The sequence below is a fragment of the Endozoicomonas sp. SCSIO W0465 genome, assembly GCF_023716865.1.
In the GTDB taxonomy this organism is placed as follows: domain Bacteria; phylum Pseudomonadota; class Gammaproteobacteria; order Pseudomonadales; family Endozoicomonadaceae; genus Endozoicomonas.
The window spans coordinates 2,304,540-2,328,877 of the sequence record NZ_CP092417.1 but is presented as its reverse complement, the minus strand read 5'-3'; the positions used below and the strand labels follow the sequence as shown (position 1 = coordinate 2,328,877).

Sequence of the window (24,338 nt, the reverse complement as noted above, 5' to 3'; positions counted from 1 at the left end):
TAAACCTTCCGCCCCGGGGTGAACCATGTCAGATATCTATATAGGGCTTATGTCAGGTACCAGCCTGGATGCCATGGATGCTGCAGCCGTTAACTTTTCTGGAAACAGCCCAACACTCCTTGCCAGCCACAGTACTGAATGGCCCGCCGAACTGAAGGAAAAAATTCAACAACTCTGTCTGCCTGGCCATGATGAAATTCGTTTGCTGGCTGAAGTGGATCCAGCCATCGCTTATGTAGCTGCAGAAACGGTCAATGCACTTCTGGACAAAGCAGGACTCAGGGCAGATCAAGTCAAGGCCATAGGCAGTCATGGCCAGACTATCAGACACATACCAGAGTCAGGCTACACCCTGCAAATCGGTGACCCTAATATCCTGGCGGAACAGACTGGTATTACGGTTATTGCCGATTTCAGGCGCAGGGATATGGCAGCAGGCGGTCAGGGAGCGCCGCTAGTACCCGCCTTTCACCACGCGGTTTTTACCAGCCGGACTTCCTGCCGGGTGATCGTCAATATCGGAGGTATCAGCAATCTATCTATTTTGCCGTCTGAAAATAGTGCGCAAAACTCCGTAACCGGCTTTGATACCGGGCCGGGGAACCTTTTAATGGACTATTGGTGTCAACAGCAATGGGGACAACCTTATGATAAAGGTGGCTGTCATGCAGCCAGAGAACCTCATGACCCGATTCTGCTGGAAACCATGTTGAGTGAACCCTTTTTCCGGTTACCTGCACCCAAGAGCACTGGCCGGGAGCTGTTCAACCCTGCCTGGCTCAACTCAATGCTCGACGGTTTTCGTGGGCTGTCCCCAACCACCATACAGGCAACCCTTTGTCGTTTAACGGCCCGTTGCATTGCCGATGCGATACAACAGCATGCTCCCGATACTGATGCAGTGTTTACCTGTGGAGGTGGTGCCAATAACAACACCCTTATGACAATGCTAAAAGAAGAGATGCCCGGCCGAAGACTGGGTTCCACTTCAGAACTGGGTGTTGACCCCCAGTGGGTAGAGGCCATTGCCTTTGCCTGGTTAGCAAGACAGAATATGTCGCAACTACCTGGCAATCTGCCTGCAGTTACCGGAGCATCGGGTCTGCGTTTACTTGGTGGACGTTATTACCCGTCTTAGCTTAGCCTTTGACAACACCCCACGATCAGTAAATACCTTACACTGTATCATCCCTGGCAAACACACCTTCCGGCGGGCTTACCGGAAATGCATCGATAACTTCTGCAACTGCCTGAACTAACTGTGCTCTCTCTTCATGACCAAAATCAGGGAATGAACGCGTCACCATGTTATTGATTGATTGCCTGACTCTGCCTTCATCTCTGGCGCAAACATCATTGGCAAATGCCTTGAAAGCCACTCTGCTCATTTTTGACAGATGTCTCTTAAATTTCCTGCTCACATCTGGCTCAAGGGACTCAAAGGCACTATTTTCAATAAAATGATAAAGCCTGTCAGCGCCATCCCTTTCCTGTGGATGGAATGCAATCTCATCAATCTCATCAATGTATTCTCCTTCCATCCGCCGGGTAGATGAAGTCCTCTCATTGGCATACCTACCCACCATTCCGAAACGTTTTGATGCAGAAAGCGGTGGCGTGACATCAACTTCAACGGTAATCAAAGTGGGTATAAAAGGCGATGATTCACTTTCATCACTATCATCTGAAGATAAATATTCTGCATTAACCGAGGCGCCGACCCCCTCGGTAAAACAGCCTGCTTTCACATTGTGTGGCGTTGTCAGCACAGGACAACCCCTTACGGATTCAAGCCTCGCGTTTCTATTTACCGCTATTATTTGCTCTGGGGTTAAAAAGTCTTCCATGGCAATGGCATCAGTTTTTTTAACGCCTGGATTATTCCCTGCAGCGCCAGAGCATAATCGGGAAGGACCGGCAGCTTTTTTACTGATCGGGTACGTTTTTTTAGCATCATTACTTTGACAGAAGCGTGTCAGCAAAATACCAAAAAGCCCCCAGGCTATAACTACAACACTGGCAATATAAAGTCCTCCAGCACCAGAAACGCCATTATCATCTTGATGTGAAGCGACTGATGAAGCATTTTGCAATACTTTAGTCAAATTGTTATCACTGGTTAAATTTAAGGACAATGTTGAGTTGGTGGCATTGCCAATTGATGGCAGCTTGTTGGGCGAGCTAAAAACACCACTGCCAGCAAGTGCCAGGAGTGACAGCCCAACAGCAACCAGACAAACCCCTCCACCCATCGCCTTAATAGTCTTGCCAGGTGTTTTACCAAAACAGGCTTCCTGGCAACCCTGTCGGCAAATCCCTCTTTTCGCTATGGGTTTGTCATGCCGGCGGGTAAATTGTTCCATCGGTTCCGTTTTATACTCAAAAATGGCATCTGGTTCAGCCTTGATGACGACTCTGGTTCCGGTAAACCCTTTAGCCTTGGCGGAGGTTTGTGAAGATGGAGGCTTCAGAATACCCGGAATAGAATCAATAGACTGTTGATGCTGTAATTCATTACCTGAAGCTGCGCCTGTAATACCCATAGTAATTTATCTACCTGATTATCGGTTTTATTTTCATGAAATAAGCATCAAAAAAACCAAAATAAAACGTCTGATAAAATATTTATCCACTTACCTATGGAGTTCAAGATAAAGTCTAAAGTTACTTTTCGCCAGTTCCTACCAAATACAACAAAGTAAGACTAGATTAATTCTATACAGCTTTGTCCTGAGGCTGGCTCATATTACAGAGCTACTTTTGGTTTATTATGTATTAGCCACTTCACTCACTCCTCACTTTCCTGATGAATGCGCCCATCTCAGCTTATTGTTGACAGAGCACACTTCAAAGGCACAGGCACTCACCATGAATATGAACAAAATTGGCATTATCGGCACGGGCTTTGTTGGTATGGCGGCAGCCTACTCCCTGTTTCAACAAAAGCTGGCCAATGAAATTGTTCTTGTCGATAAAAACCATGACAGAGCCCATGGTGAAGCACTGGACTTGATGCATGGCCAGCCACTGGTTGGGCGCTGCGAGGTTACCGCCGGTGACTTTTCCAGCCTCAAAGGCGCGGGAGTTATCGTCATCTGCGCCGGTGTCAGTCAGTCCAGCCCGGATGAAAGCCGACTGCAACTGCTGCAGCGGAACATCAAAGTCCTGGAAACCATTGCCAGTGAGCTTGATCAGCACGCACCGGAAGCCATGTTACTGATTGCCAGCAACCCGGTAGATATTCTCACCCATGCCATGCAAAGCCTGAGTCATCGTCCCAATAATCTGGTAATTGGCACCGGAACCCTGCTGGATACCTCCCGTTTGCGAACCCTTCTTGCCGACTACTATGATGTCTCACCCCAGTCTATTCACGCTTATATTCTCGGGGAACACGGCGACTCTGAAGTCACCGTTTGGAGTTCAGCCGCCATTGCCGGACTGGCCATCAAAGGCAATACGATTAATGGTCGTGAATACAACCAGGAAGCTCTGGCAGCTGTTGTCACCAGGGTCATAAGAGCCGCTTACGAGATAATTGCCAACAAAGGCTATACCAACTGGGCTATTGGTCTGGTTATTGCCTACATCATTCGCATGGTACGCAATAATCAGCGAAGTGTTCTCCCGGTATCGGTTCGGCTAAATGGTGAGTACGGCATCAGAGACATCTGCCTGAGCCTGCCAGCCGTGATTGGCAGTGATGGAGTGGAGAATATTATTGCCCCCAAACTGGATGAAGGGGAACTCGCGGGTATTCAACACTCTGCAAACACCCTTAAAGCTTCTATGGACCAGCTGGTATGAGTACCCTTTTTTAAGACCTGTAAACAGCAAAAATGACGAGAAAACACAGGAGAAAGTTTTCCTTTGTATTCTTCGTGCTCTTTGCGGTTGTCCTGACGAATGTTTCAGGCTATTCGTTCATATCGAGAACGATGACCCACAGCCACAGGTAGACTTGGCATTCGGGTTTTTTACCAGAAAACGGGAACCTTCCAGTCCCTCTTCATAGTCAATCTCTGCGCCCACCAGATACTGGTAACTCAGGGAATCAACCACAACGGATGCGTCATCTTTGATAATCAGGGTGTCATCATCAGCAAGACTGCTGTCAAACGTAAAGCCATACTGAAAACCGGAACAACCTCCACCGGTAACATATACCCGGAGCCTTTGATTCTCTTCGGTCTCATCTGCCAGCAATTCACTTACCCTGCGGGCAGCAGCTTCCGTAACACTGATTGGCTCCGGTATCACTGTTTCTACTACGCTCATTGACCCTCCCGTGCCGTTGTCTTATGTCAAGGCAACGACCCGTCATTTACTTTTCAGTCGGCCATTATCTGATTAACCAACTATTACAGTCAACTTTCCACAACGTCAATCACTTCACCTGCGGGCACTTTGTCGTCTGAACGCTCCAGCAGAGGTTGCGGTCCAACAGGCACACCGTTTGCGTGATGCTCAAGATTACCATTCACCTGGGCCCCTTTCGTCATCTCTATGACGTTGTAAAACACATTACCGGTAATCACTGCCCTGGAAGCAAGCTCCAGATGTTCTTCGGCATAAACATTACCACGAACATGTCCATCAACCACCACTCTCTGGACACGAACATTACCTTCCACACTACCGTTGTGAGCAATGGTCAACAGGCCCTGGTCTGCTGAAACATTACCTTTAACACGCCCTTCGATATGAACGGTACCGCAAAAGTGAATATCACCGTCAATGATGGTTTCTGACGATATAAGAGTCGTACTGCCCTGTTTATCCACGACGTTACCCGCTGTTTTGCTCTTGCCGAACATCCGCTAACAGCTCCTTATCCCATAGATAAATTTGTTCAAAACTCTGTCTGATTCCGCTGGTGATCTGCACCACCACCTTGACCTCTGCCGGCTGAAAACCTTCTGGTATAGAGATGTCAAGATACTCTCTGTCACTTGGCAGAGCCTGAAAGTAGCGAAATCCCAAACGTGTGGTGATCTGATCTGACTCTACCAGCTGTTGCAGCGGTAGGGTCTGCACCTTGCCATCTTTCTCGCCAATCAGCGATACCGATAGCGTTCCTTTCAGAAACGGGTTACTTCTCGCCACCTGGGAAATAACCAGTCGAAGCCGGTACTGACCGGATTCATCTCCCTCAAGCAGACTAAAGTCAGCGACCCGAACACCGGTCGACATATCTTCCGGAGCCAGGATGCTCTTGAAAAAGGTCAGCTCTTTATGCAACTGCTCTTTCTCTTCCTCAAGCTTTCTCACTAGCAAGCGGACGTTATTGACCGCTGCACGATCCATCTTGCTGGCACTTTCCAGAATCGCCAAACGCTGCCTGAGCTCGTTATTCTCTTCCTGTAAAACGCTGGCTTTGCTTTCCAGGCTGATATTCTGCTGCCGAACCTGTTCCAGAGTCTGGCCTGCGTGGTTACCACCATACCAATAGGCAAAGCCACCCAGCAAAGCAATAAATATCAATAGAAAAAATCGAATTAACTGATCTCGTTTCGGGTTATGGCGTATAACCCTGAGCTTGCCACTGTCGGGATGCAAAGCTATCCACCCTTTCTTGACCGTTACTAACCGCCACCTTAATTAAAAGGATAAGCCTTATTCTGAATAACTGAACGGCAGGACTATACACAAGCCAAAAAAACATAACAAACAAACAGGCAAACTTTTGCTCCATCCTCAATAAGTCCACTGCCAAACATCTGAAGAAGCTGTTTGGCACAGGGAAAGGCGAGCGGTATGATGCGATCATACCGTTTACAAACACTGCCTTCTAATATTAAGTAGCTGGCCATATGGAATCGAATATTTCTGGCTACTTGGGCTGGTACTATGCGAGGCACAACGGAGGGAGCATAGCCGTAGCTATGTGACCGGAGTTGTAACGAAGCACGACTGCATGGATGCAGGAGCTAGAGCAACGCAGGAGCAGTTGCCGGGAGTGCCGGCACAAGGAGCCAGAAATATATGATTTCATATGGTTAGCTACTTACATGCTCGATAAATGGACAACGCCACTTATTCAGCCAGCGCTGAAGCTCACTGCGTTATGGTTGAAACGTCATGGTATCAAGCCGAACCAGGTAACCATCACCGGTTTTCTGATCGGCATGATAGCACTCCCTTTGCTGGCCAGTGAGTACTACTCACTGGCTTTGCTGCTGATTCTTGGCAACCGGATCATGGACGGTCTTGATGGGGCACTGGCCAGGCTGGCCAGCCCCTCAGACGCGGGCGGATTTCTGGATATTACGCTGGATTTTATTTTCTATTCCGGCATCGTTCTTGGATTTGCCCTGGCGGCACCGGCAAAAAATGCGGTCGCCGCCTGCGTCCTTATTTTTTCATTTATGGGCACCGGAGCCAGCTTTCTTGCCTATGCCATCATGGCTGAGAAACATCAGCTTCCTGACCCAAACTTCAAACATAAATCCCTGTATTACCTGGGGGGGCTGGCAGAAGGAACAGAGACCATTTTCCTCTTTATTCTTTTCTGTTTGCTGCCCGGTTATTTTCCACAACTTGCCCTGGGGTTTGCCGCCATTTGCATGTTAACTGCGGCTCTCAGAGTCTGGTCCGGTTACCACAGTATTGATCAGGCAGAAAAAGGAAAGCTCAAAGACTCAATCACATAAAAGTCTCTGAAAAACAGATTAATTCAACTGTCTTTTCAAAGACACTGACTATTTTAATTACGCTTTTTATGAATTGAACGTCAACGGGGAACTTATTAAAGGTAAACCCTAAGCTCCCCAATCAACTTTAAAAGATATATTTCATCTATTCACTTGATCCATCAGGGGTAGCACTGCTGTACCGGGTAAACTGGTAGAAACTCTTGCTATAGATACTTTCCAATTTCTCCAACACCCTCTTGCATTCATCCAGGTTTTTGATGGTCGATGGAACTCCCATTGTGGGTTCAAACATAACAAACCCATTTGCTGTCCTGGTCAAGGTGAGCATGTGAGATGTGGCTTCGCCTTGTTGAAGGTTACCTACCATTATGCAGATAAAACTTTCACCAACTGCAAGCTGCTCAAGAGGGAAAGAGTCTACAGATTTTACGTTTACTGTTTTCATATGTTCCAGTTGAGACTCTACCGCTCTTTGGGCTTCTTCTCTTGCTTTAGCTGGATTATCGTAAGCACCAAGCTGTTCACAAAGTTTTGCTGGTATTAAAAATCGGTCAATATTTTTAACATTATGCTGTAAAAGGTAATGATTAAAACTCTCCAGGTCTATTTGGAAATCACCGCTTTGGTATCCGGGGTAAATGAGTTTAATCGCCTCTTTAAGCTTGTTACCATCGTATATGTGAGTAACAAGGTCGACTTTTGGGCTTTCCTTAAAAGCGTCAGGTGTAGTCAGCCAAACTGCAGATGTTGCTGCACAAATACCTTGATCCGATGGAATGCCCATTTCTTCTTTAACCATGCTGCGAAGCGACTGGGCGAGTTCAAGGAACGGTTCAGTGAAGCTCATTGGCTTCGTGGCAAGGTAACCAATAAGGGTCGGTAACTGCCATACTGCGTAGTTTAAAAGCGAACGCGGTATGGAACATTGCGTGCCATGGTTCAGGCACTTTGCAACTGCCAAGCCTCCTATGGCAACGGCGGACAACCCTATAAACCGTGGTCCCCACGCCTTTTGGGTGCTGTCTTGATGTGCATCAGTCCGGGGATCTTGCAATGGAGCCGGATCACTCGAACCAGATACAGTTGAAATTTCTGTAATCATATTTAGGACCTATCCATAGTGTGTTGATATTCTAATTCACAATTATCCATTGCCCTTGTTCGCTGGCACTAGTTTCAATTTCAGAACGTACCTTCAGGCAAATGAAAATGATTGGAATTGTCCCTGAATTATTTACCTATTTCCGTTCACCCTGAGTTTGTCGAAGGGTGGTGCCAGCGGACTTCGACAAGCTCAACCCGAACGAAGCCCAAGAGTGAAAACAGGAAAGTTGTTTCAATACAATTCCTACATTTTTTTGACAGGAGCGGGCAGAAAAAGTTCCGTGATCTGGAGGTAGGGTTAGTAACTCAAGTTACGCACCTTGCTGAAAATCAGCCATTATTGGTGGCATGAAAAATGATCTCATAGAACTTTATTCTGACTACCTGTTGTCGTCGTCTGGGAAGACCACTGCAACGGGAGTGTCAGAGCTTTTGGATAATGTCTACAGTCATGACCAATTCACCCGATTGCTTTCAAACAATGAGTTTACCAGTCGTGACTTATGGCTTTACGTTAAACCCGTCGTGCGACAGGTTGAGTGCAGTGATGGGGTTTTGATCTTTGACGATACGATTCAGGAAAAGCAGTTCAGCAAAGAGAATGCCCTGAACACCTGGCATTTTGATCATACAAAAAATCGCACCGTGAAAGGTATAAATCTGCTCAATGCACACTACCATGCCGGAGATGCGTCGATTCCTGTCGCCTATAAATTGATCGAGAAAACCATCCTGTACACCGACTTGAAGACAAAAAAGGTAAGACGATATGCAGAGCAAACCAAAAATGAAATGATGCGGGAGATGCTGATGATTTGCTGCCATAACCAGCTTATGTTCCGCTATGTCCTTGCAGATAGCTGGTTTTGCTCAAACGACAATATGATGTTTATTCGACACGACTGTAATAAACATTTCCTGATGGCGATGAAGTCAAACCGCAAGGTATCCCTCAGTCTGGACGACAAATTACAAGGCCGTTCACAGCGTATAGATACTGTTGATTTTTCAGAAGATAAGCCTGTACAAGGGTGGATAGCAGGTGTCGATTTCCCTGTTCTGCTATACCGTCAGGTCTTTAAAAACAAAGACGGAAGCACAGGCATTCTCTATCTGGTTTGCAGCGATCTTGACTGTGATGCCGAGACTCTCAAGGCAATCTACGAGAAACGGTGGAAAGTCGAGGTCTTCCATAAAACGCTGAAATCGAATGCGTCAATGGCCAAGTCACCGGCGCATACTGTGAGAACACAGAGTAATCATATCTTTCTTTCAATTTACTCAGCCTTCAGGTTGGAAGTATTGTCATTGAAAGTAAATCTGAATCACTTTCAGCTCAGAGCCAAAATCTATATGGCAGGGCTGAAAGCTTCGTTGGGGCAGCTGAGAGAGCTGTTAGCTGCGTAACTTCAGTTAGTAAAACAAGGCCGGGCTATGGTTGAGCTATGAGAGAACCTATGGTGACCGCTCTCTCACAGGTTCTCATGAATAGTGGTGGGAAGACAAAACAGACTGTTGATATCGTTTGATGCTGAGAATCGAGATATCCTCAGGAATGCGGATATTGCTTTCATGGAGTACTTTTACCCCCCCTTATTTTCTTGCGATCGTACAATACAACGAACTGATTATGCAGGTGGCAGCTGCCAGCAGGTAAATTGAGAAAATCATTACCATCCACTCGGCCATATTCAATATCAGGAAAGTCCAGTCATCGGCACCACAGATTCCAGTAGGCATAAACATGGAAGGCCACCACTCATAAAGTGGCAGGTCAAAAGGGAAGACCGGTCGGAAGCTGCAGCTGGAAGTAAACGGATTAAACTCAGCGTAGTCTGCGGTTTGAGCAATGGCTTCCTTCAACCCATACAGTGCACCGACCATCCAGAGACTGTACCCTGAGATTCTGAAAACCAGCCGGGTTGGTGCAATGATGATAACCAATGGAGCCAACATCAACGCCAGCACGGCAAGCCGTTGATAAACACAGCGCTCACAGGGGTCCATGTGCAAAAGATACTGAAAACCCAGGGCACACAGTTCCAGAAAGAGTGCTGTGGCAAACATAATGAGCCAGGTGACCCGTAAATTCTGCCAGCCATGGATGGTTTGCAGGGGGCTGTCTTGCAAATGTTGAAAGAGGCTTTTGGAGTTCTGTTTATCCGTCAATGGTTGAATCCCTCAGAAGTTACCGCTGACTTTCCAATCGGAGACCGGAAAGCTATCGGCCTGATTTATTTTGCGTCTTCCACTGGAAGCCCGGTCAGGTAGGTGATCAGTGCATTCAGATCGTCGTGGGACTTCAGGCTGCCCATATTGATCAGGTAACGGTTATTCACCATAAAGCTGGGAACGGCATGAACGTATTCGCCATACCGGTTCCAGTCCAGCACGGTATTCATCACCATCAGGTTATTCTGGTTCGCCTCGAAGTCAGACTGTTTCAATCCGGCCTTTTCCAGGGTCTGAAAGAATTCCGCATCATTGCGCCAGTCTCCCTTGCGCTCCACATGAATACGACTGAACAGCGCCTGCTTTACCGGGTTATGGCGTGGAGTGCCCTGAGTCATTGCCAGAGCCATAGAGGCCTGTTTGGCATATGCCCCCATAAAGTCCATATGTGCCTGCTTGAACTCGATGTTCTGCTGAGCCAGCCAATCTTTCAGGGGAATCAGTGGCCCTTTCTCCCACTGATAGCACCCCCCGCAGTAAATGGAAAACAGTTTGGTCACGATTGGCCTGGTATATGGGGTTAGCCCTTCAACCACCTGGTAATGGGTTCCTTCCTGAAACCGGCTTTTGGTTTGAGTGCTGTCCGTTGCTTTGGCAAAAGCCATCATCGGAAATGCAAATATCAGTACCAATAATAACTTCTTCATCGGCATTATTTCCTGTAATCCTGTTTAACAGTCTGATTATTGAGAGGTTAACACTCTCTACCGAACACTAACCACAGTGTCTGGTAAAGAGGTCGGTTATTCGTTAGCCTGTTCTGCTTCGCTTGCCTTTTTTGCTGCTTCCATGGCCTTCAGCTGGGCTTCAATCATTTCCGGTGTTTCCAGGCTAATGCGACCCAGCTGGCCATCCCGGAATTCATTGATCAGAATTTCTGCAACTTTATGAGTATCGGCAATGCCTCCCCTGCGCATACAGCCCCGACGCTGACCAATACTATCAAACAGCTCGATACCGGTTTGCGGGATTTCTTTCAGCTGGTAGCGCTGCAGGAGAGCATCCGGGTAATGCCGCATCATGAACTCGGCCAGATACATGGCAATGTCTTCAAACTCAATTACTGTGCTTTTAATGGCCCCACTGATGGCCAGACGATAGCCGCAATCCTCCGGCTCAAGCTTTGGCCAGAGGAAGCCGGGGGTGTCCAGCAAGACCATGTTATTGGGCAGTTTGATTCTCTGCTGCTGCTTGGTGACTGCCGGCTCATTACCGGTTTTGGCAACCGTTCGACTGGCCAGAATATTGATAGTAGTGGACTTACCCACATTGGGAATACCCACAATGATGGCCTTCAGCTGGCTGACATCCAGGTTTCGTTCAGGCACCAGGGCAGGGGCCATATTCAGGATACTGCGAATTTTGTCCGGCTGTTTCAGATTAACGGCAATGGCCTTCATGCCAGAAGTGCGGTTGATGTGGTCTACCCACTGCCGGGTTACCGCCGGATCTGCCAGGTCACTCTTGTTCAAAATCTTGATACAGGGGGTGTCCTTGCGCAGGGATGCAACCATCGGGTTCTCACTGCTGAAGGGAAGTCGGGCGTCCAGCACCTCAATAATCAGATCCATTTTTGGTATCACTTCACGGATCTCTTTTTTGGCCTTGTACATATGGCCGGGATACCAGTTTATTGCCATCGTTGGATCTATCTTTGTCTAACTGAAAACAGCTTACTTTACTATGGATTGGGTGCGCCAAAAACCACCAATTGTAAAACATTAATGCAAAAATTGGCTATCAATCGTATCCCTCATTGAACCATGTTGGTTTTATCTGGTCAGTATCAGTGCCGTACAGGCACCTACAGGCCGTTCAGATAAAAAATCGTGCTCCCTATGTCAACACCCGTATCAAACCACCCTGTTTTCATCACTTCCCCAGCTACCGGTTCCACCGAGCCATCACCGGGCAATAACAGAAAAAACAGAAAGCGCCATTTCTCCGGACATAGAGTTCAACCTGTTGATCGGGAAAACAGGCAAGGTCAAGAGGATTTCAGAGAGCAGTTTTGTGAATCGAAACGGCATCCGAAAAAACGGCAATGTCGACAGCGCGTGAATGCCGGTGAGACGGTTACATCAGCATCAACCGGGCGTACTCCAACTGAACCACTGGTGAGACATGAAGCCAGTGCCTTACACCCTTCGGTTATCGTCTACCCACAGCCAATGGATATTGACCCGGGTGAAGATTCCTCTTCTTTATTTTCTACTGAACACCCGTCAGGGCGACCTGAATCGTTAAGTGTTGATGAGAAACCTGATCACAGCGAAATCATCGCAAAGTTTACCGCCGCTCATCAACATCAAATAATGCCATCCCTGGGTCACCCGGGCGTCAAAGCTGTACTGTCTAACGCCAGCAGACTACTGAAGACGCTTGAAAAAAGGGGGATTCAGTTATCTATGAGCAGAGGCAACCCTCCCCTATCGACTCTCTTTTCAAAACTTGAGCAATTCAATATTGCTACAGAGCATCAGATTTGTTCAGGGTATTTTCAAAAAGCCGATGTGTTTTTTTCGGCTGTGGGCAAAACAATGAAGAACACCGGCTGTTTAACCAGCATGTTGAAGAGCAAAGGCAGTGTAACCCTGTTTACGAGCATGACAGATGGGGATGTAGCTGCAATTGCTGCATGCCCGTGTTTAAAGCAGATTTCCTCCCTATATAATGGCAAAGGCTTACCGGATAAGGCACGAGTGGAAGCTTTCCTGAAGCTGGGGTGCCTGAAAGAGGGATGGCAGGGTAACGACGAGGCCGTCAAGGACAATCCGATCGACCGGACACTGCTCACCAACATTTCCTCCATGTCTTCTGCTAAAGGCTTACCGGAAAAGACGAAAGTGGAAGCCTTCCTGACACTGCCCTGCCTGAAACAGGGATGGCAGGGCATTGACGACGCCGTTAAGGACCAGCCGATCGACCGGGCACTGCTCACCAACATTTCCTCCATGTCTTCTGGTAAAGGCTTTCCGGAAAAGGCGGAAGTTGAAGCTTTCCTGAAGCTGGCCTGCCTGAAAGAGGGATGGCAGGGAATTGATGAAGCCGTTCAGGATAAGTCGCTAGATCGGGCACTAGTCACCAGCATTTCCTCCATGTCTTCTGGTAAAGGCTTACCGGAAAAGGCGAAAGTGGAAGCCTTTCTGAAGCTGGCTTGCCTGAAAGAGGGCTGGCAGGGCATTGATGAGGCCGTTAAGGACAAGCCACTCGACCGGTTTCTGTTCACCAGGATTTCCTCTATGTGTAATGGCAGAGGCTTACCAGAAAAGACGAAAGTAGCAACCTTTCTGAAGTTGGCCTGCCTTAAAGAGGGATGGCAGGGCATTGATGAGGCCGTTAGGGACAAGCCGCTCGATCGGGCTCTGGTCACCCACATTTCTTCCATGTGTCATGGCAAAGGGCTACCGGAAAAGGCGAAAATGGAAGCCTTTCTGACGCTCGGCTGCCTGAAAAAAGGATGGCAGGGCATTGATGAGGCCGTTAAGGACCAGCCGCTCGACCGGACACTGATCACCCACATTTCCTCCATGTGTCATGGCAAAGGCTTACCGGAAAAGGCGAAAGTGGAAGCCTTCCTGAAGCTGGCCTGCCTGAAAGAGGAATGGCAAGGCATTGATGAGGCCGTTAAGGACAAGCCCTTCGATCGGGTTCTGGTCACCAGTATTTCCTCCATGTCTTGTGGCAAAGGCTTACCGGAAAAGGCAAAAGTGGAAGCTTTCCTGAAGCTGGCCTGCCTGAAACAGGGATGGAAAGGCATTGATGAGGCCGTTAAGGATAAGCCGATCGACCGGGCATTGGTTACCAACATTTCCTCCATGTTTAATGGCAAAGGCTTACCGGAAAAGGCGAAAGTGGTAGCCTTCCTGAAACTGTCCTGCCTGAAAGAGGGATGGCAAGGCATTGATGAGGCCGTTAAGGACAAGCCACCGGACCGGACACTGATCACCCACATTTCTTCCATGTGTAATGGCAAAGGCTTACCGGAAAAGGCATCAGTGGAAGCCTTCCTGAAGCTGGCCTGCCTGAAAGAGGGATGGCAGGGCGTTGATGAGGCTGTTAAGAGCGAGCCGTTAGACCGGGCACTGATCCCCCGCATTTCCTCCATGTGTCATACCAAAGGCATACCGAAAAAGGCGAAAGTGGAAGCCTTTCTGCAGCTCGGCTGCCTGAAAGAGGGATGGCAGGGCGATGACGAGGCCGTTAAGGACAAGCCACTGGACTGGACACTGATCAGCTGCATTTCCTACCTGTTTAATGGCAAAGGCTTACCAGAAAAAGGGAAAGTGGAAGCCTTCCTGAAGCAGCGAGCCGAAAATACCCGGGACAATGAGATAATCGTTATAAAGGAAGAGGCAACAGAGTTAATTTCATTGCCTCACCGTATCAACGATCAGGCTCCGCTATGGCTGGCAGAACAATCTGTCAAAAGGGAAGTTGGTGAAAGCAGGCAAAGACCAACAACCTTCTTCAGTCAGATCGACATACCAAATGACAGATCGATCAGAAAAAGCATTAATGAATCCATAGCAAAATATCAAGCGCTGGATGACAAGCAAAGAGAGCAGTATTTAAAAGAGCGAATGTCCGTTCAAAAAAACGATGGATCGATCTTTAGTGAATTAAAAGGGCAGCAAGAGGTTGTCGCCAGCAGGGATATTTCGCAATGGGAGCTGTTGGGGCACTATGCAGGTAAGCAATACCATGACAACACATACCAACAGGGAGCACGTTTCATGGGCGCTGTATTAGCAAATATTGACCGCTATAGCTTTGCTCCAACTCATGGTGTTTTCATCTCAGCGTTCAGAGAAGGCAATATAACGTCGTTAATCAATGCTTTTAGCACTTATGCCATTAGGGAAAAAAATTCCCCGGAACAGAATGTTTCGTTTCTAAGGCACAGAAATCAGCAAGGGCAGTGGGTGGTGTTTGTTATCGCGATAAAACCCATACCCGCTAATGAAAGCCTATGGATTGATTATGGGGAGCAATACTGGCAGGCCGCACGAGAGCCTATAGAAATTGTTGACGACTAACCCTGTTGGCCTGTAAATGGTGATTACTAAAGTCAGTCTTAACCCCATCAACCGTCCATTTAAGTTGGATTTTGCCATCGTATTCACTGCAACAGGGCCTACCAAAATCGAGGCATCAACAAAAAAAGCCGCCTTCACGCTGAAAGCGGCTTATGATTAAGCAGACATAAAGCCCTGAATTATATCCGAACCGTTTCACCCTCCGCCAAAGGCCCTGATACTACGCCATCCCGGCGAGGAATACGAATATCGTCAACCATATCCCGTACTGCTTTGGGTGGTGCTTCGGTAACGTGGCAAACCACCATGGATACTGCAAAGTTAATCAGCATACCCAGAGTACCGATTCCCTCAGGCGAAACCCCGAACCACCACTGATCCGGTGTACCACCCAGGAACTTGAAGTAGATGATATAAGAGGCCGTAAACAGCAGACCGGTCACCATACCGGCAATGGCTCCCTCACGGTTCATCCGCTTGTAGAAAATCCCCAAAAGAATTGCCGGGAAGAATGAGGAAGCAGCCAGACCAAAGGCAAAGGCCACCACTGACGCCACAAAGCCCGGAGGGTAGATGCCTGCCAGTCCTGCCACACCAATAGCCGCTGCAGCAGCAATACGTGCAGCAAGCAGCTCCTGCTTGTCGGTGATGCCCGGCATCAGATTCCGTTTCAGCAAGTCATGAGATATGGAAGTAGAAATGACCAGCAGCAAGCCAGCGGCAGTAGAAAGAGCTGCAGCCAGACCGCCGGCAGCCACCAGAGCTATGACCCAGCCGGGAAGATCAGCGATTTCAGGATTGGCCAGAACCATGATGTCACGATCAACATACAGTTCATTGGCGTTATCCGTCTGGTGATTGCTGACCAGTCGTTCACCACTGTCACCACGGGCTTCAATAAACGATGGTTTGCCTTCAATTGGCGCGCCCGGATGATACTGGATTTTGCCATCGTCATTTTTATCGACCCAGGCCATCAAGCCAGAGTTTTCCCAGTTGGCAAACCATTCAGGCAACTGCTCGTATTCAGCTTCAGAAACGGTCTGCAGCAGATTGATACGGGCAAAGCTGGCAACCGCCGGAGCCGTGGTGTACAGCACAGCAATAAACAACAGCGCATAACCGGCAGATTTACGGGCGTCACGCACCGTTGGGGTGGTGAAGAAACGCACGATAACATGTGGCAAACCCGCAGTACCCACCATCAGAGCCATGGTGATAAAGAACACATCAATGGTGGACTTGGAGCCATCGGTATACTGGGCAAACCCTAGCTCCTGAGACAATCCATTCAGTTTCTCCAACACCGAGAGACTGGTACCCTCAACATCACTACCAAAGCCCAACTGTGGGATTGGATTACCGGTAATCATCATGGAGATAAAGATCGCTGGCACCAGGTAAGCAAAAATCATCACACAGTATTGCGCTACCTGAGTGTAGGTAATACCTTTCATCCCGCCGAGTACGGCATAAACAAAGACAATCCCCATGCCGATCATCACACCAATATTGATATCCACTTCCAGGTAACGGGAGAAGACGATACCAACGCCACGCATCTGCCCGGCCACGTAGGTAAAGGAGATAAAGATAACGTAACTATTCAGCACTGAGCAAAGGCATATTACAGTAATTCCGAACAGCTCTATGAAGTGATTGATATATGTCCATTCCCTGTTTTCTGGCAGACGACAAATAGCTGCGAATCCGTGCAAACATAGAACCACCGTCTGCACTCCTGAAGCAGCCTGAGATTTTCTGCTTGGCTCTTTTCCAATTCCAGACTGCTATGTAACCAGCAAGTTGACTAAGGGCTGAAGAAGACTTTTGCCTCTTCGGCCAATATTATGCAAAAACTCAAAAAAGCCAAGGTAAAGGGGTAAAGCCTCTTGGGATATTCCCCTGTGAGGCCTTAGCCACGAGCGTAGAAGTGACCAAAACCCCTCCATAGTATTAACATGCACCTCGTAAATACCGTCTTTGTCATCATCACGAGCATACTCACCTTTGCCGTGACAGACCGTTTTATGTCTGAAGCCCCAGCTTTCAAGGTCATCATAGATGTTGTATTCATCGGTATAAATCTGGCTCTGTGGGGCTACGTGTTTCTTGATAAATGGTTCGATTGTCGCCTTCTTAACGTTCGACAGCATGTTGATAATGACCTGACCTCCCCTTTGAATCATTCCCAATACCGGCGGTTTGTCTTTTTCAAGAGTCCCACGGCCCGGAGCGCCTTTAAGCCTTCTTTTTCTCGGTGGACGATCCAGATTTTTTTAATGCTTCAGGGTGTCCCTTGTGACCAGCTACAATGTAGACCTCGTCGAATTCAACTTCGCCATCAAGAATCACTTCAGGCTTTCGGTCAACAACACCATTTCGTAAGACTGTGGTCATATGGTGTGCATCACTGACACACAGATCAAGTTCCTGAGCTATCTGGCTGTTGGAGACGTTCAGCCCCATTAAATAGAGACAGGCAATCCAGACTTTGAGTGGTCGGTGGTGTCCTGCGAAAACCGTATTTGTCAGGTCATCGAAGTAGCGCTTACAGGACTTACAGTAATAGTGCTGGCACTCTACCTGCACATTGTCGTGTCCATTCTTTTTGACATTCTCAGAATCACAGTGCGGACAGAGAACAGTGCCATCTGGCCAGCGGTTCTCACGGATCATCTCAAAGCAGGTGTCATTACTGATGAGATCTGAGATTCGGCCTATATTCATGGTCAATGCTGGCGATGGCTAATTATATCCACCAAGGATAGTTCAGCAGTTCGGAATTCGAAAAGAGCCTTCTGCTTTAACTTGGCCATTCGAACATCCCGCTCACTGCCATTGTTATCGAAGGGAATGGTAAAATCTGACATGAAGCGCAGTGTCTCAGCCTTGAACTCAGTGAGTCGTTTGAAGAGATTGTAAGCTTTAGTATTCTTGACTTTCTTGCGCTTAAGCTCCTCTCGTTGCTTCTCCATATAGACGACTTCTTTCATTAGAGCCCGCTGAAGCAACCGGTCATAAATCTTCTCGATTCGTTCACAGACAACACTTGGCATCTGTAGCATACCTATGGTCTTAAAGCCCTTGCAGTAATGCCAGGAAAGCCTCAGTAGCTTCATCAATCGCAACGCCAGTTGATTGCTGTCCCTATCAACAACACCCAAAAGCTCCCTCAGGTGATGGGCATTGCAAAGTACGTGAGTTGCCGCATATGCAAAATAGGATTTCCAATGATCATGAACCAGAACGCCTGCAAATGTTAGCAGTATGCCCATCGTGTCCATGGCCTCACGACCTCGCTTTTCAGACAAGTAGTAGAGCGTCCATTGTTCATCCCGCATAACGTGTAGCCAGTGCAAAGAGCCCTCGGCCCGCATACCCGTTTCATCGGCTCCGGCAACAGACGATTCCCGCAAGGCGTCACGAATAACCTCTTCAGTAGAAGCCAGATTTTCATAGGTTCTGGCCACAAAATTGGCGACAGTGCCTGCACTTACACTCATTTTATAGAGAGTATTAAAATACTCTGACACGCGCTTAAAAGGCAGGAAATGGTATTGGTTAAGATAGACGGCCATAGCCTGTGTGGCTGAGCCATATTGTGCGGCAGCGGTAACACCTTCCGGGAATTCAGCCTGATTCCGACAACCACAAGTGCAGATTTTTACTTCAGCTCTATGGGCCGTTACTTCAAATTCACCCGGTCTCCCTGGTTCAAACACCTGTCGTTCAATATATTTGACCGGCTCACTATCAAGAAGAGACGCCTGACATTTATTGCATTCTTTAACCGGAAGGTACTCAATATAGTCAGGGATATCGACCTGTTTAAGACAAGTGCCCTGATGCCCTTTCTTTCCACCGGCTTTATTACCAGAAGACTGTCTCAGACTTTTAGGATTGGGTTTTTCATCCGATGGATCGGTACCTTTATCTGCGGAAAGGTCGTCAGAATGATCTGGAGAATTACTGTTTTTACAAGGTTTTTGATAACCATCAGACGATGGCGGCTTGCTGCTGTTTTGACTGTTCTTGCCAACCTTTTCTTCCAATTCTCGACATCGCTCTTCCAGACAGGCAACTCTCATCCGCAGCTCTGCATTCTCTTTCAAGAGAATCTCAGCCGACATAGTTGCGGGTAGTTCTGGAATCATGCTGGCGAATATTGTGGAAAAATGGTGCTTAAGAGGATGGTATAAAAATCAGAAAATTCCAGATTTATGTGGGGGTGCTGAACAGTTACAAGATAACACAGATAACTGCCACGACTCGCGCTGTCTGAGAGTAATAGCGCTCGGCCACGAAGTCCGGCACCGTGAACTGGCCAAACTTGCGCAGGTAGGGTGCGAGACACATAGCCAACAGCACATAACCACCGGTCCACCCCATCAGGTACATGGCACCATCACGCCCCATAAAGGAGATAATTCCGGCCATGGAAATAAAGGAGGCCGCCGACATCCAGTCCGCTGCTGTTGCCATACCGTTGGCAACCGGATGAACACCGCCACCGGCCACATAATAGTCTTTGGTTGATCCAGCCCTGGACCAGATAGCTATACCGATATAGAGCGCGAACGATAAGCCGACAAAGAGGAAGATCAGTGTTTGAGTTGCCATCTCACTCTTCCTCCTGAACGTTGTATTTTCTATCCAACCGGTTCATCAACCCGATATAGACAAAAATCAGAATCAGAAAGGTATAGATGGAGCCCTGCTGGGCAAACCAGAAGCCCAATGGAAAACCAAAAAAGCTGAATTGATCCAGCTGCTCCACAAAAAGTATGCCGCAACCAAATGAGACGACAAACCAGATTGCATATTCTGGTAACTCTTGAACACTCATTCTGGTAACACTTGAACACCCATTCTGGTAACACTTGAACACCTATTCTGGTTTCTTTTGAACACTTTTTGATGATTTCCAGAATCACCGTTCAAGCTTCCAGAAACGCTGTTCAACAGACCATAAACCGGTCTAATACAGCTAACAAATATCTTCTTATGCATTGATTTTCCATAACTTTGGCCGTTCTTATCTGTACCAAGAGAGGGAACCGGCCATGACAGAAAACAGGATTACCATGCGTAAGCTACTAGAAATACTCCGGATGCGGTTTGGCAGCCAACTCAGCTTCCGACAAATTTCCCGCAGTGTACGGGTCAGTGTGGGGACGGTATCCAACTACGTTAAGGCCTTTCAGGAATCGGAATTAAGCTGGCCCCTGGCAGAGGATATATCTGAGCCTGAGCTTATTCAGGCGCTGTTTCCCGATGCCTCGATAGCCAATCGAAAAGGGTTGATTGATCCTGACTGGGCTGAGGTGCATCAGGAACTGAAGCGCAAGGAAGTGACCAAACAACGACTCTGGGAAGAATACTGTCAGGCCCACCCCCTCAATGCCTACAGCTATGCCCAGTACTGTCACCGTTACAATCAGTGGCGTGGTTGTCAAAAGCGATCTATGCGACAGCTGCACAATGCAGGTGAAAAGTTATTTGTTGATTATGCCGGGCCAACCATGCCAATCATCAACCCGGACACCGGCGAAATTGCCCACAATGCCCAGATATTTGTGGCAGTGCTGGGAGCGTCCAACTATACCTACGCTGAAGCGACTCTGTCACAAAAAACAGAGGACTGGCTGGGGTCTCATGAACGGGCCTTTGAGTTCTTTGGTGGGGTGCCAGAAATTGTTGTGCCAGACAACCCAAAGTGCGCAGTTATCAAAGCCTGTCGGTACGAGCCGGATCTCAACCCATCATACCAGCACCTGGCTTGTCACTACCAGGTGGCAGTCATTCCGGCACGCCCCTACAAACCCAAAGACAAGGCCAAAGCAGAAGTCGGTGTACAGGTAGTGGAGCGGTGGATACTGGCCAGGCTTCGTCATGAAATGTTCTTTACCCTGGCAGAGCTGAACCTGCGGATACGTGAGCTGTTAATCGAACTGAACCTGAAGCCCTTTAAGCAGTTGCCAGGAACGCGACGTAGTGCGTTTGAACAACTGGATGAACCAGCCCTCAAGCCACTGCCGAAGCAATCTTTTGTGTTCGCTGAGTTTATCAAGGCCCGGGTGAATGTGGATTATCATATTATCTGCAAGGGGCACGCCTACTCGGTTCCCCATCAGCTTGCCAGGCAGGAAGGCAGGAAGTAGAAGTACAGGCGACTGAGCACTGCGTCACGATCTACGCTAACGGTAAAGTGGTGGCCAGCCACGCTCGCAAGCACACACGTGGATTTACGACGTTAGCAGTTCATATGCCGGAACGACATCGTCACCATCAGGATTGGACGCCTGAGCGTTTACTTAACTGGGCTAACGACATTGGTCAGGAAGTCTATTGTTTTATTCAATCACTGCTGGATAGCAAGGAGCATCCTGAACAAGCCTATCGAGCTTCATTGGGGCTGCTAAACCTGCAGCGGGAATATGGAACTGAACGACTCAACAACGCCTGCGCCTGCGCCCATGCCAGGAACATCGGGGGTTATCGGTTAAAAAATGTCCGATCAATCCTCCAGTCAGGCAAAGACCTGATGCCATTGGAGCCACAGTTAAAACAAACGACAGGTCCCTTGCATGATGATCACGAAAATATTCGTGGCGCTATTTGCTATCAATAACCGGAGGCGAACATGATCAATGAAACACTGGCTCGCCTTAGGTCACTGCGACTGACCGGAATGGCAGATGCCCTCAATCAACAGCTGGACCAGCCGGGCACCTACAGTAGCCTTAGCTTTGAAGAACGACTGTCGTTGCTTACTGAGCAGGAAGAAACAGAGCGAAACAATAAACGTCTGGCTCGGCTGCTCAGAAGCGCCCGGTTTAAACTGGCTGCCCGGATACACGACATTGACTATGAACACCCCAGAGGTCTCAAACAGAACCAGATGGCCAGCCTGTCTGGAGGAGGCTGGCTTGACCGGTACAGGAACCTGTTGATCACCGGACCTTGTGGTTCCGGTAAGAGCTACCTGGCCTGCGCCCTTGGGCACATGGCTTGTCTGAAAGGCTACAGTGTCCGGTACTATCGGATGTCCAGGCTACTGGATGAACTGATCCTTGCCCACGGTGATGGCAGCTACAGCAGGCAGTTGAAACAACTGGCAAAAGTAGACTTGCTGATTCTGGACGACTGGGGCCTGGAACCACTGACGCAGCAACAAAGGAACGATCTGCTGGAAGTCATGGATGACAGGCACGAGCAAGGTTCCACGTTGGTTACCAGTCAATTGCCCACCCGGAAGTGGCATGCCAGCATTGGTGATGAAACTCTGGCCGACGCCATTCTTGACCGGCTTATGCACAATGCCCACCGGATTGAACTCAAAGGCGAATCCATGCGCAAAAAGCTTGGAAAATTGGACGCAGTTGAACACCTGGTCTAAAAATCACACTGGGCAATGTGTAAGGAGTTCAGGGTGTTCAAATGAAACAGAATAGGTGTTCAAGTTAACCAGAATACGCACTATCGGTAGACATGTATAGAGGCTCCTGAAATTATTATTGTTTTTCTACTCTTCAGCCCCTCAGGACTGTGTGCGGATACCACAGTAACAAATGTGTAAACAGGAGCATCTTAGACTTTAGGCTAATAGCTTTTGGGATATGACCTACTTTCGCCCCACTTCAGGCCTAATGCATCCAGCGTCCACCTGACCAAACGTGGAGGAGTAGCCAGGCCGCCCTATTTCGCTACCACTGCGATTACAACAAAAAAAGACGCAGGGTCAGGTTCTATTGAATGAAAGAGAGACTTGTGAGGTAAGCCCTATTGATGGGAAATAACCTCTATTGATATTGACTTATCGTCCTGCCATCTGCAAAGGGGAGTCACATCTGATTCTGTCAGAATGAGTGTTCACGGTTAGCCAGAATGTACGCTCTTGTTAGTGATTCTTAAAAAAACATTATATTTAATTATTAAATCATTAATAAAGAGATATTAAGATGAACATCGGCATACAACAGATTGATTCTACTCAAACTGAAAATCTCCCCCCATTGCCTCCTGTACAAGCGGAAACCACCCATAAGCTTATCGGTCGTAGTATTTCTACCGTTTCAGTCTCTGGCAATGAACTTGGCGAGCCTGTTGTTCACACTTTTGACAAGAAAGATCAGCCAGGTTTATTGGCAAAAGAAATATCAGTTAATGACCCATCTGTCGGTAACATAACAAAAAATGGTGCGTCCTTTGCGGAGTGTGGCGCAGGTAATAAACTGGCTTCCAGCCCTTTTGTCATCAACCCTGAAGATGCACCATTTACCAGTGGTATTACCCTTGATATGTTGACCATGCCACCCGAGCTGGCATCGTTGACAATACGCTCAAAGCCCGATGGCTCCCTTGAAAACCCGACTACAGAGCCTTTTCGATCATTTCCCAGTCAACCATTTGATCTCGCTGGCACTATTGCTGAGCGATTTGATCAAGTGGCAAGCTGGGAGGAAGAAAAAAATGATCCAACAACCATCATCGCCGGTGGCGTTGGACACAACTCTTACTTAACCTTTTGCCAATTTATTTTTGAGGACGGTGATACAATGACTCCGTCAGATATATTACGATCCTCGTATTATCTGGCACTTAACCGACCAACGATTTCTGCTTCATGTGCCAGCATTGAAGTAGACAAACCCAGAATGGGATTCTGGTATCCTTTTGGTTATATATATCAAGTTCCGTCAAAAAATATTTTTGCCGCATCCCCTCATGATGCCAATATTCGCATGCTGGGCAAGTTGGGCTTTGAGCTGCCGAAAATGCCTGATGAAGAGATATTCAGGTCCATCTACCGGTCACCCAATCCACTTTCCAGCACTGAAGTTAATGCAACATTTGATGAAGCAGCAAAAGAATTTAACTACCCAAATTATAAGAGTGTTAAAGCTATTGATCATTTTGCTGTTTACTGTAAAGCCGTGGATAAGCGTAAAGAAGAGTTACGGAAACGTGAAACATTTGGACCAATAGACAAGCATTGTTGTACTCGGGAAGAAATTGGCGAATGCTCATTTTTAAATGAAATTGCTTTTTATCCCAATGTTGTTCATGAGGGTAAACGTAGCCAGGCAAAAATTATTGGCATTTTTTTCGGTCATGGTCATCATCTTTATATACCAAAACCAAAAGATCCTGATTCTGAAAAATGGCTATTGATAATGCAGCAAATAGCAAAAAAATTACATCTGCCAATTCTGGATCTGCGAATAAGGCATGATAAATCCTCGTTTTAATATCTCTTGGCAGTGGTGCATTGCTTAATTTTGCTGTAGCTGCCTGCGAAGGG

Annotated in this window: 21 protein-coding genes and 2 pseudogenes; 9 read left to right on the top strand and 14 right to left on the bottom strand. The window is 47.8% G+C overall.

Features of this window, described 5'->3' with window-relative positions:
• Positions 1 to 25 precede the first annotated feature (25 nt).
• Complete coding sequence (locus tag MJO57_RS10100) at positions 26 to 1,138, top strand: anhydro-N-acetylmuramic acid kinase (RefSeq protein WP_252025030.1); 1,113 nt, start codon at positions 26 to 28, stop codon at positions 1,136 to 1,138.
• Between the two features lie 37 nt (positions 1,139 to 1,175).
• On the opposite strand, the gene MJO57_RS10095 is transcribed toward MJO57_RS10100, so the two are convergent.
• Positions 1,176 to 2,543 (bottom strand): hypothetical protein, encoded by a 1,368-nt coding sequence (locus tag MJO57_RS10095; RefSeq protein ID WP_252025028.1) that lies wholly within the window; start codon positions 2,541 to 2,543, stop codon positions 1,176 to 1,178.
• A gap of 325 nt (positions 2,544 to 2,868) precedes the next feature.
• Here MJO57_RS10095 and MJO57_RS10090 point away from each other — a divergent pair, with 325 nt between their 5' ends.
• Positions 2,869 to 3,807 carry an L-lactate dehydrogenase gene (locus tag MJO57_RS10090; protein WP_252025026.1) on the top strand — a complete coding sequence of 313 codons (939 nt, stop codon included), beginning with the start codon at positions 2,869 to 2,871 and terminating at the stop codon, positions 3,805 to 3,807.
• Positions 3,808 to 3,924: 117 nt separating this feature from the next.
• Here the strand turns inward: MJO57_RS10090 and erpA are convergent, their stop codons facing one another.
• From erpA to MJO57_RS10075, 3 genes are all read right to left on the bottom strand, one after another.
• Entirely contained in the window at positions 3,925 to 4,278 is a 354-nt protein-coding gene (gene erpA / locus MJO57_RS10085; RefSeq protein WP_252025024.1) for an iron-sulfur cluster insertion protein ErpA, read from the bottom strand.
• Positions 4,279 to 4,367: 89 nt separating this feature from the next.
• The gene (locus MJO57_RS10080; protein ID WP_252025022.1) at positions 4,368 to 4,784 is read right to left on the bottom strand and encodes a polymer-forming cytoskeletal protein; all 417 of its coding nucleotides are present in this window, start codon (positions 4,782 to 4,784) and stop codon (positions 4,368 to 4,370) included.
• A 4-nt stretch (positions 4,785 to 4,788) separates the two neighbouring features.
• Positions 4,789 to 5,559 carry a DUF6776 family protein gene (locus MJO57_RS10075; protein ID WP_252025021.1) on the bottom strand — a complete coding sequence of 257 codons (771 nt, stop codon included), beginning with the start codon at positions 5,557 to 5,559 and terminating at the stop codon, positions 4,789 to 4,791.
• A 452-nt stretch (positions 5,560 to 6,011) separates the two neighbouring features.
• On the opposite strand from MJO57_RS10075, the gene MJO57_RS10070 reads away from it, so the two are divergent.
• Positions 6,012 to 6,653, top strand: a complete 642-nt coding sequence (locus tag MJO57_RS10070; RefSeq protein ID WP_252027001.1) for a CDP-alcohol phosphatidyltransferase family protein — start codon at positions 6,012 to 6,014, stop codon at positions 6,651 to 6,653.
• A 145-nt stretch (positions 6,654 to 6,798) separates the two neighbouring features.
• Here MJO57_RS10070 and MJO57_RS10065 read toward each other — a convergent pair whose 3' ends face one another.
• Positions 6,799 to 7,758, bottom strand: coding sequence for a hypothetical protein (locus MJO57_RS10065; protein WP_252025019.1), 960 nt, complete (start codon positions 7,756 to 7,758; stop codon positions 6,799 to 6,801).
• Positions 7,759 to 8,108: 350 nt separating this feature from the next.
• Between MJO57_RS10065 and MJO57_RS10060 the strand changes: the two genes are divergently transcribed.
• Positions 8,109 to 9,167 carry a transposase gene (locus MJO57_RS10060; protein ID WP_252017920.1) on the top strand — a complete coding sequence of 353 codons (1,059 nt, stop codon included), beginning with the start codon at positions 8,109 to 8,111 and terminating at the stop codon, positions 9,165 to 9,167.
• Positions 9,168 to 9,353: 186 nt separating this feature from the next.
• On the opposite strand, the gene MJO57_RS10055 is transcribed toward MJO57_RS10060, so the two are convergent.
• The 3 genes from MJO57_RS10055 to ylqF form a co-directional block, all read right to left on the bottom strand.
• Positions 9,354 to 9,929, bottom strand: a complete 576-nt coding sequence (locus tag MJO57_RS10055) for a disulfide bond formation protein B (RefSeq protein WP_252025017.1) — start codon at positions 9,927 to 9,929, stop codon at positions 9,354 to 9,356.
• A gap of 65 nt (positions 9,930 to 9,994) precedes the next feature.
• Positions 9,995 to 10,639: a hypothetical protein gene (locus MJO57_RS10050; RefSeq protein ID WP_252025015.1), complete on the bottom strand. Its 645-nt coding sequence runs from the start codon at positions 10,637 to 10,639 to the stop codon at positions 9,995 to 9,997.
• Positions 10,640 to 10,735: 96 nt separating this feature from the next.
• The gene (gene ylqF / locus MJO57_RS10045; RefSeq protein ID WP_252025013.1) at positions 10,736 to 11,632 is read right to left on the bottom strand and encodes a ribosome biogenesis GTPase YlqF; all 897 of its coding nucleotides are present in this window, start codon (positions 11,630 to 11,632) and stop codon (positions 10,736 to 10,738) included.
• Positions 11,633 to 11,830: 198 nt separating this feature from the next.
• Between ylqF and MJO57_RS10040 the strand changes: the two genes are divergently transcribed.
• Positions 11,831 to 15,031: an SET domain-containing protein-lysine N-methyltransferase gene (locus MJO57_RS10040; protein ID WP_252025011.1), complete on the top strand. Its 3,201-nt coding sequence runs from the start codon at positions 11,831 to 11,833 to the stop codon at positions 15,029 to 15,031.
• A 16-nt stretch (positions 15,032 to 15,047) separates the two neighbouring features.
• Positions 15,048 to 15,191: a hypothetical protein gene (locus MJO57_RS10035; RefSeq protein WP_252025009.1), complete on the top strand. Its 144-nt coding sequence runs from the start codon at positions 15,048 to 15,050 to the stop codon at positions 15,189 to 15,191.
• Between the two features lie 19 nt (positions 15,192 to 15,210).
• On the opposite strand, the gene MJO57_RS10030 is transcribed toward MJO57_RS10035, so the two are convergent.
• The 6 genes and pseudogenes from MJO57_RS10030 to MJO57_RS10005 all read right to left on the bottom strand — a co-directional run bounded on the left by MJO57_RS10030 (position 15,211) and on the right by MJO57_RS10005 (position 19,880).
• Positions 15,211 to 16,722, bottom strand: coding sequence for a sodium:solute symporter family protein (locus MJO57_RS10030; RefSeq protein WP_371924875.1), 1,512 nt, complete (start codon positions 16,720 to 16,722; stop codon positions 15,211 to 15,213).
• 99 nt (positions 16,723 to 16,821) lie between these two features.
• Positions 16,822 to 17,304, bottom strand: a complete 483-nt coding sequence (locus tag MJO57_RS10025) for an IS1595 family transposase (RefSeq protein WP_252026893.1) — start codon at positions 17,302 to 17,304, stop codon at positions 16,822 to 16,824.
• Positions 17,273 to 17,761, bottom strand: coding sequence for a transposase (locus MJO57_RS10020; RefSeq protein ID WP_252018121.1), 489 nt, complete (start codon positions 17,759 to 17,761; stop codon positions 17,273 to 17,275). Before MJO57_RS10020 ends, MJO57_RS10025 begins: the two co-directional genes overlap by 32 nt.
• A gap of 2 nt (positions 17,762 to 17,763) precedes the next feature.
• Positions 17,764 to 19,188 (bottom strand): IS66 family transposase, encoded by a 1,425-nt coding sequence (locus MJO57_RS10015; protein ID WP_252025005.1) that lies wholly within the window; start codon positions 19,186 to 19,188, stop codon positions 17,764 to 17,766.
• A 91-nt stretch (positions 19,189 to 19,279) separates the two neighbouring features.
• Positions 19,280 to 19,654, bottom strand: a pseudogene (locus MJO57_RS10010) (cation acetate symporter); the annotation flags it as partial.
• Between the two features lies 1 nt (position 19,655).
• Positions 19,656 to 19,880, bottom strand: a complete 225-nt coding sequence (locus MJO57_RS10005; protein ID WP_252027000.1) for a DUF4212 domain-containing protein — start codon at positions 19,878 to 19,880, stop codon at positions 19,656 to 19,658.
• Positions 19,881 to 20,097: 217 nt separating this feature from the next.
• Between MJO57_RS10005 and istA the strand changes: the two are divergent.
• The 3 genes and pseudogenes from istA to MJO57_RS09990 all read left to right on the top strand — a co-directional run bounded on the left by istA (position 20,098) and on the right by MJO57_RS09990 (position 24,285).
• A pseudogene (gene istA / locus MJO57_RS10000) lies at positions 20,098 to 21,665 on the top strand (IS21 family transposase).
• A 12-nt stretch (positions 21,666 to 21,677) separates the two neighbouring features.
• Positions 21,678 to 22,433: an IS21-like element helper ATPase IstB gene (gene istB / locus MJO57_RS09995; RefSeq protein WP_252017309.1), complete on the top strand. Its 756-nt coding sequence runs from the start codon at positions 21,678 to 21,680 to the stop codon at positions 22,431 to 22,433.
• 562 nt (positions 22,434 to 22,995) lie between these two features.
• On the top strand, positions 22,996 to 24,285 hold the full coding sequence (locus MJO57_RS09990) for a hypothetical protein (RefSeq protein ID WP_252025003.1): 1,290 nt from the start codon (positions 22,996 to 22,998) through the stop codon (positions 24,283 to 24,285).
• The last annotated feature ends 53 nt before the right edge of the window (positions 24,286 to 24,338 follow it).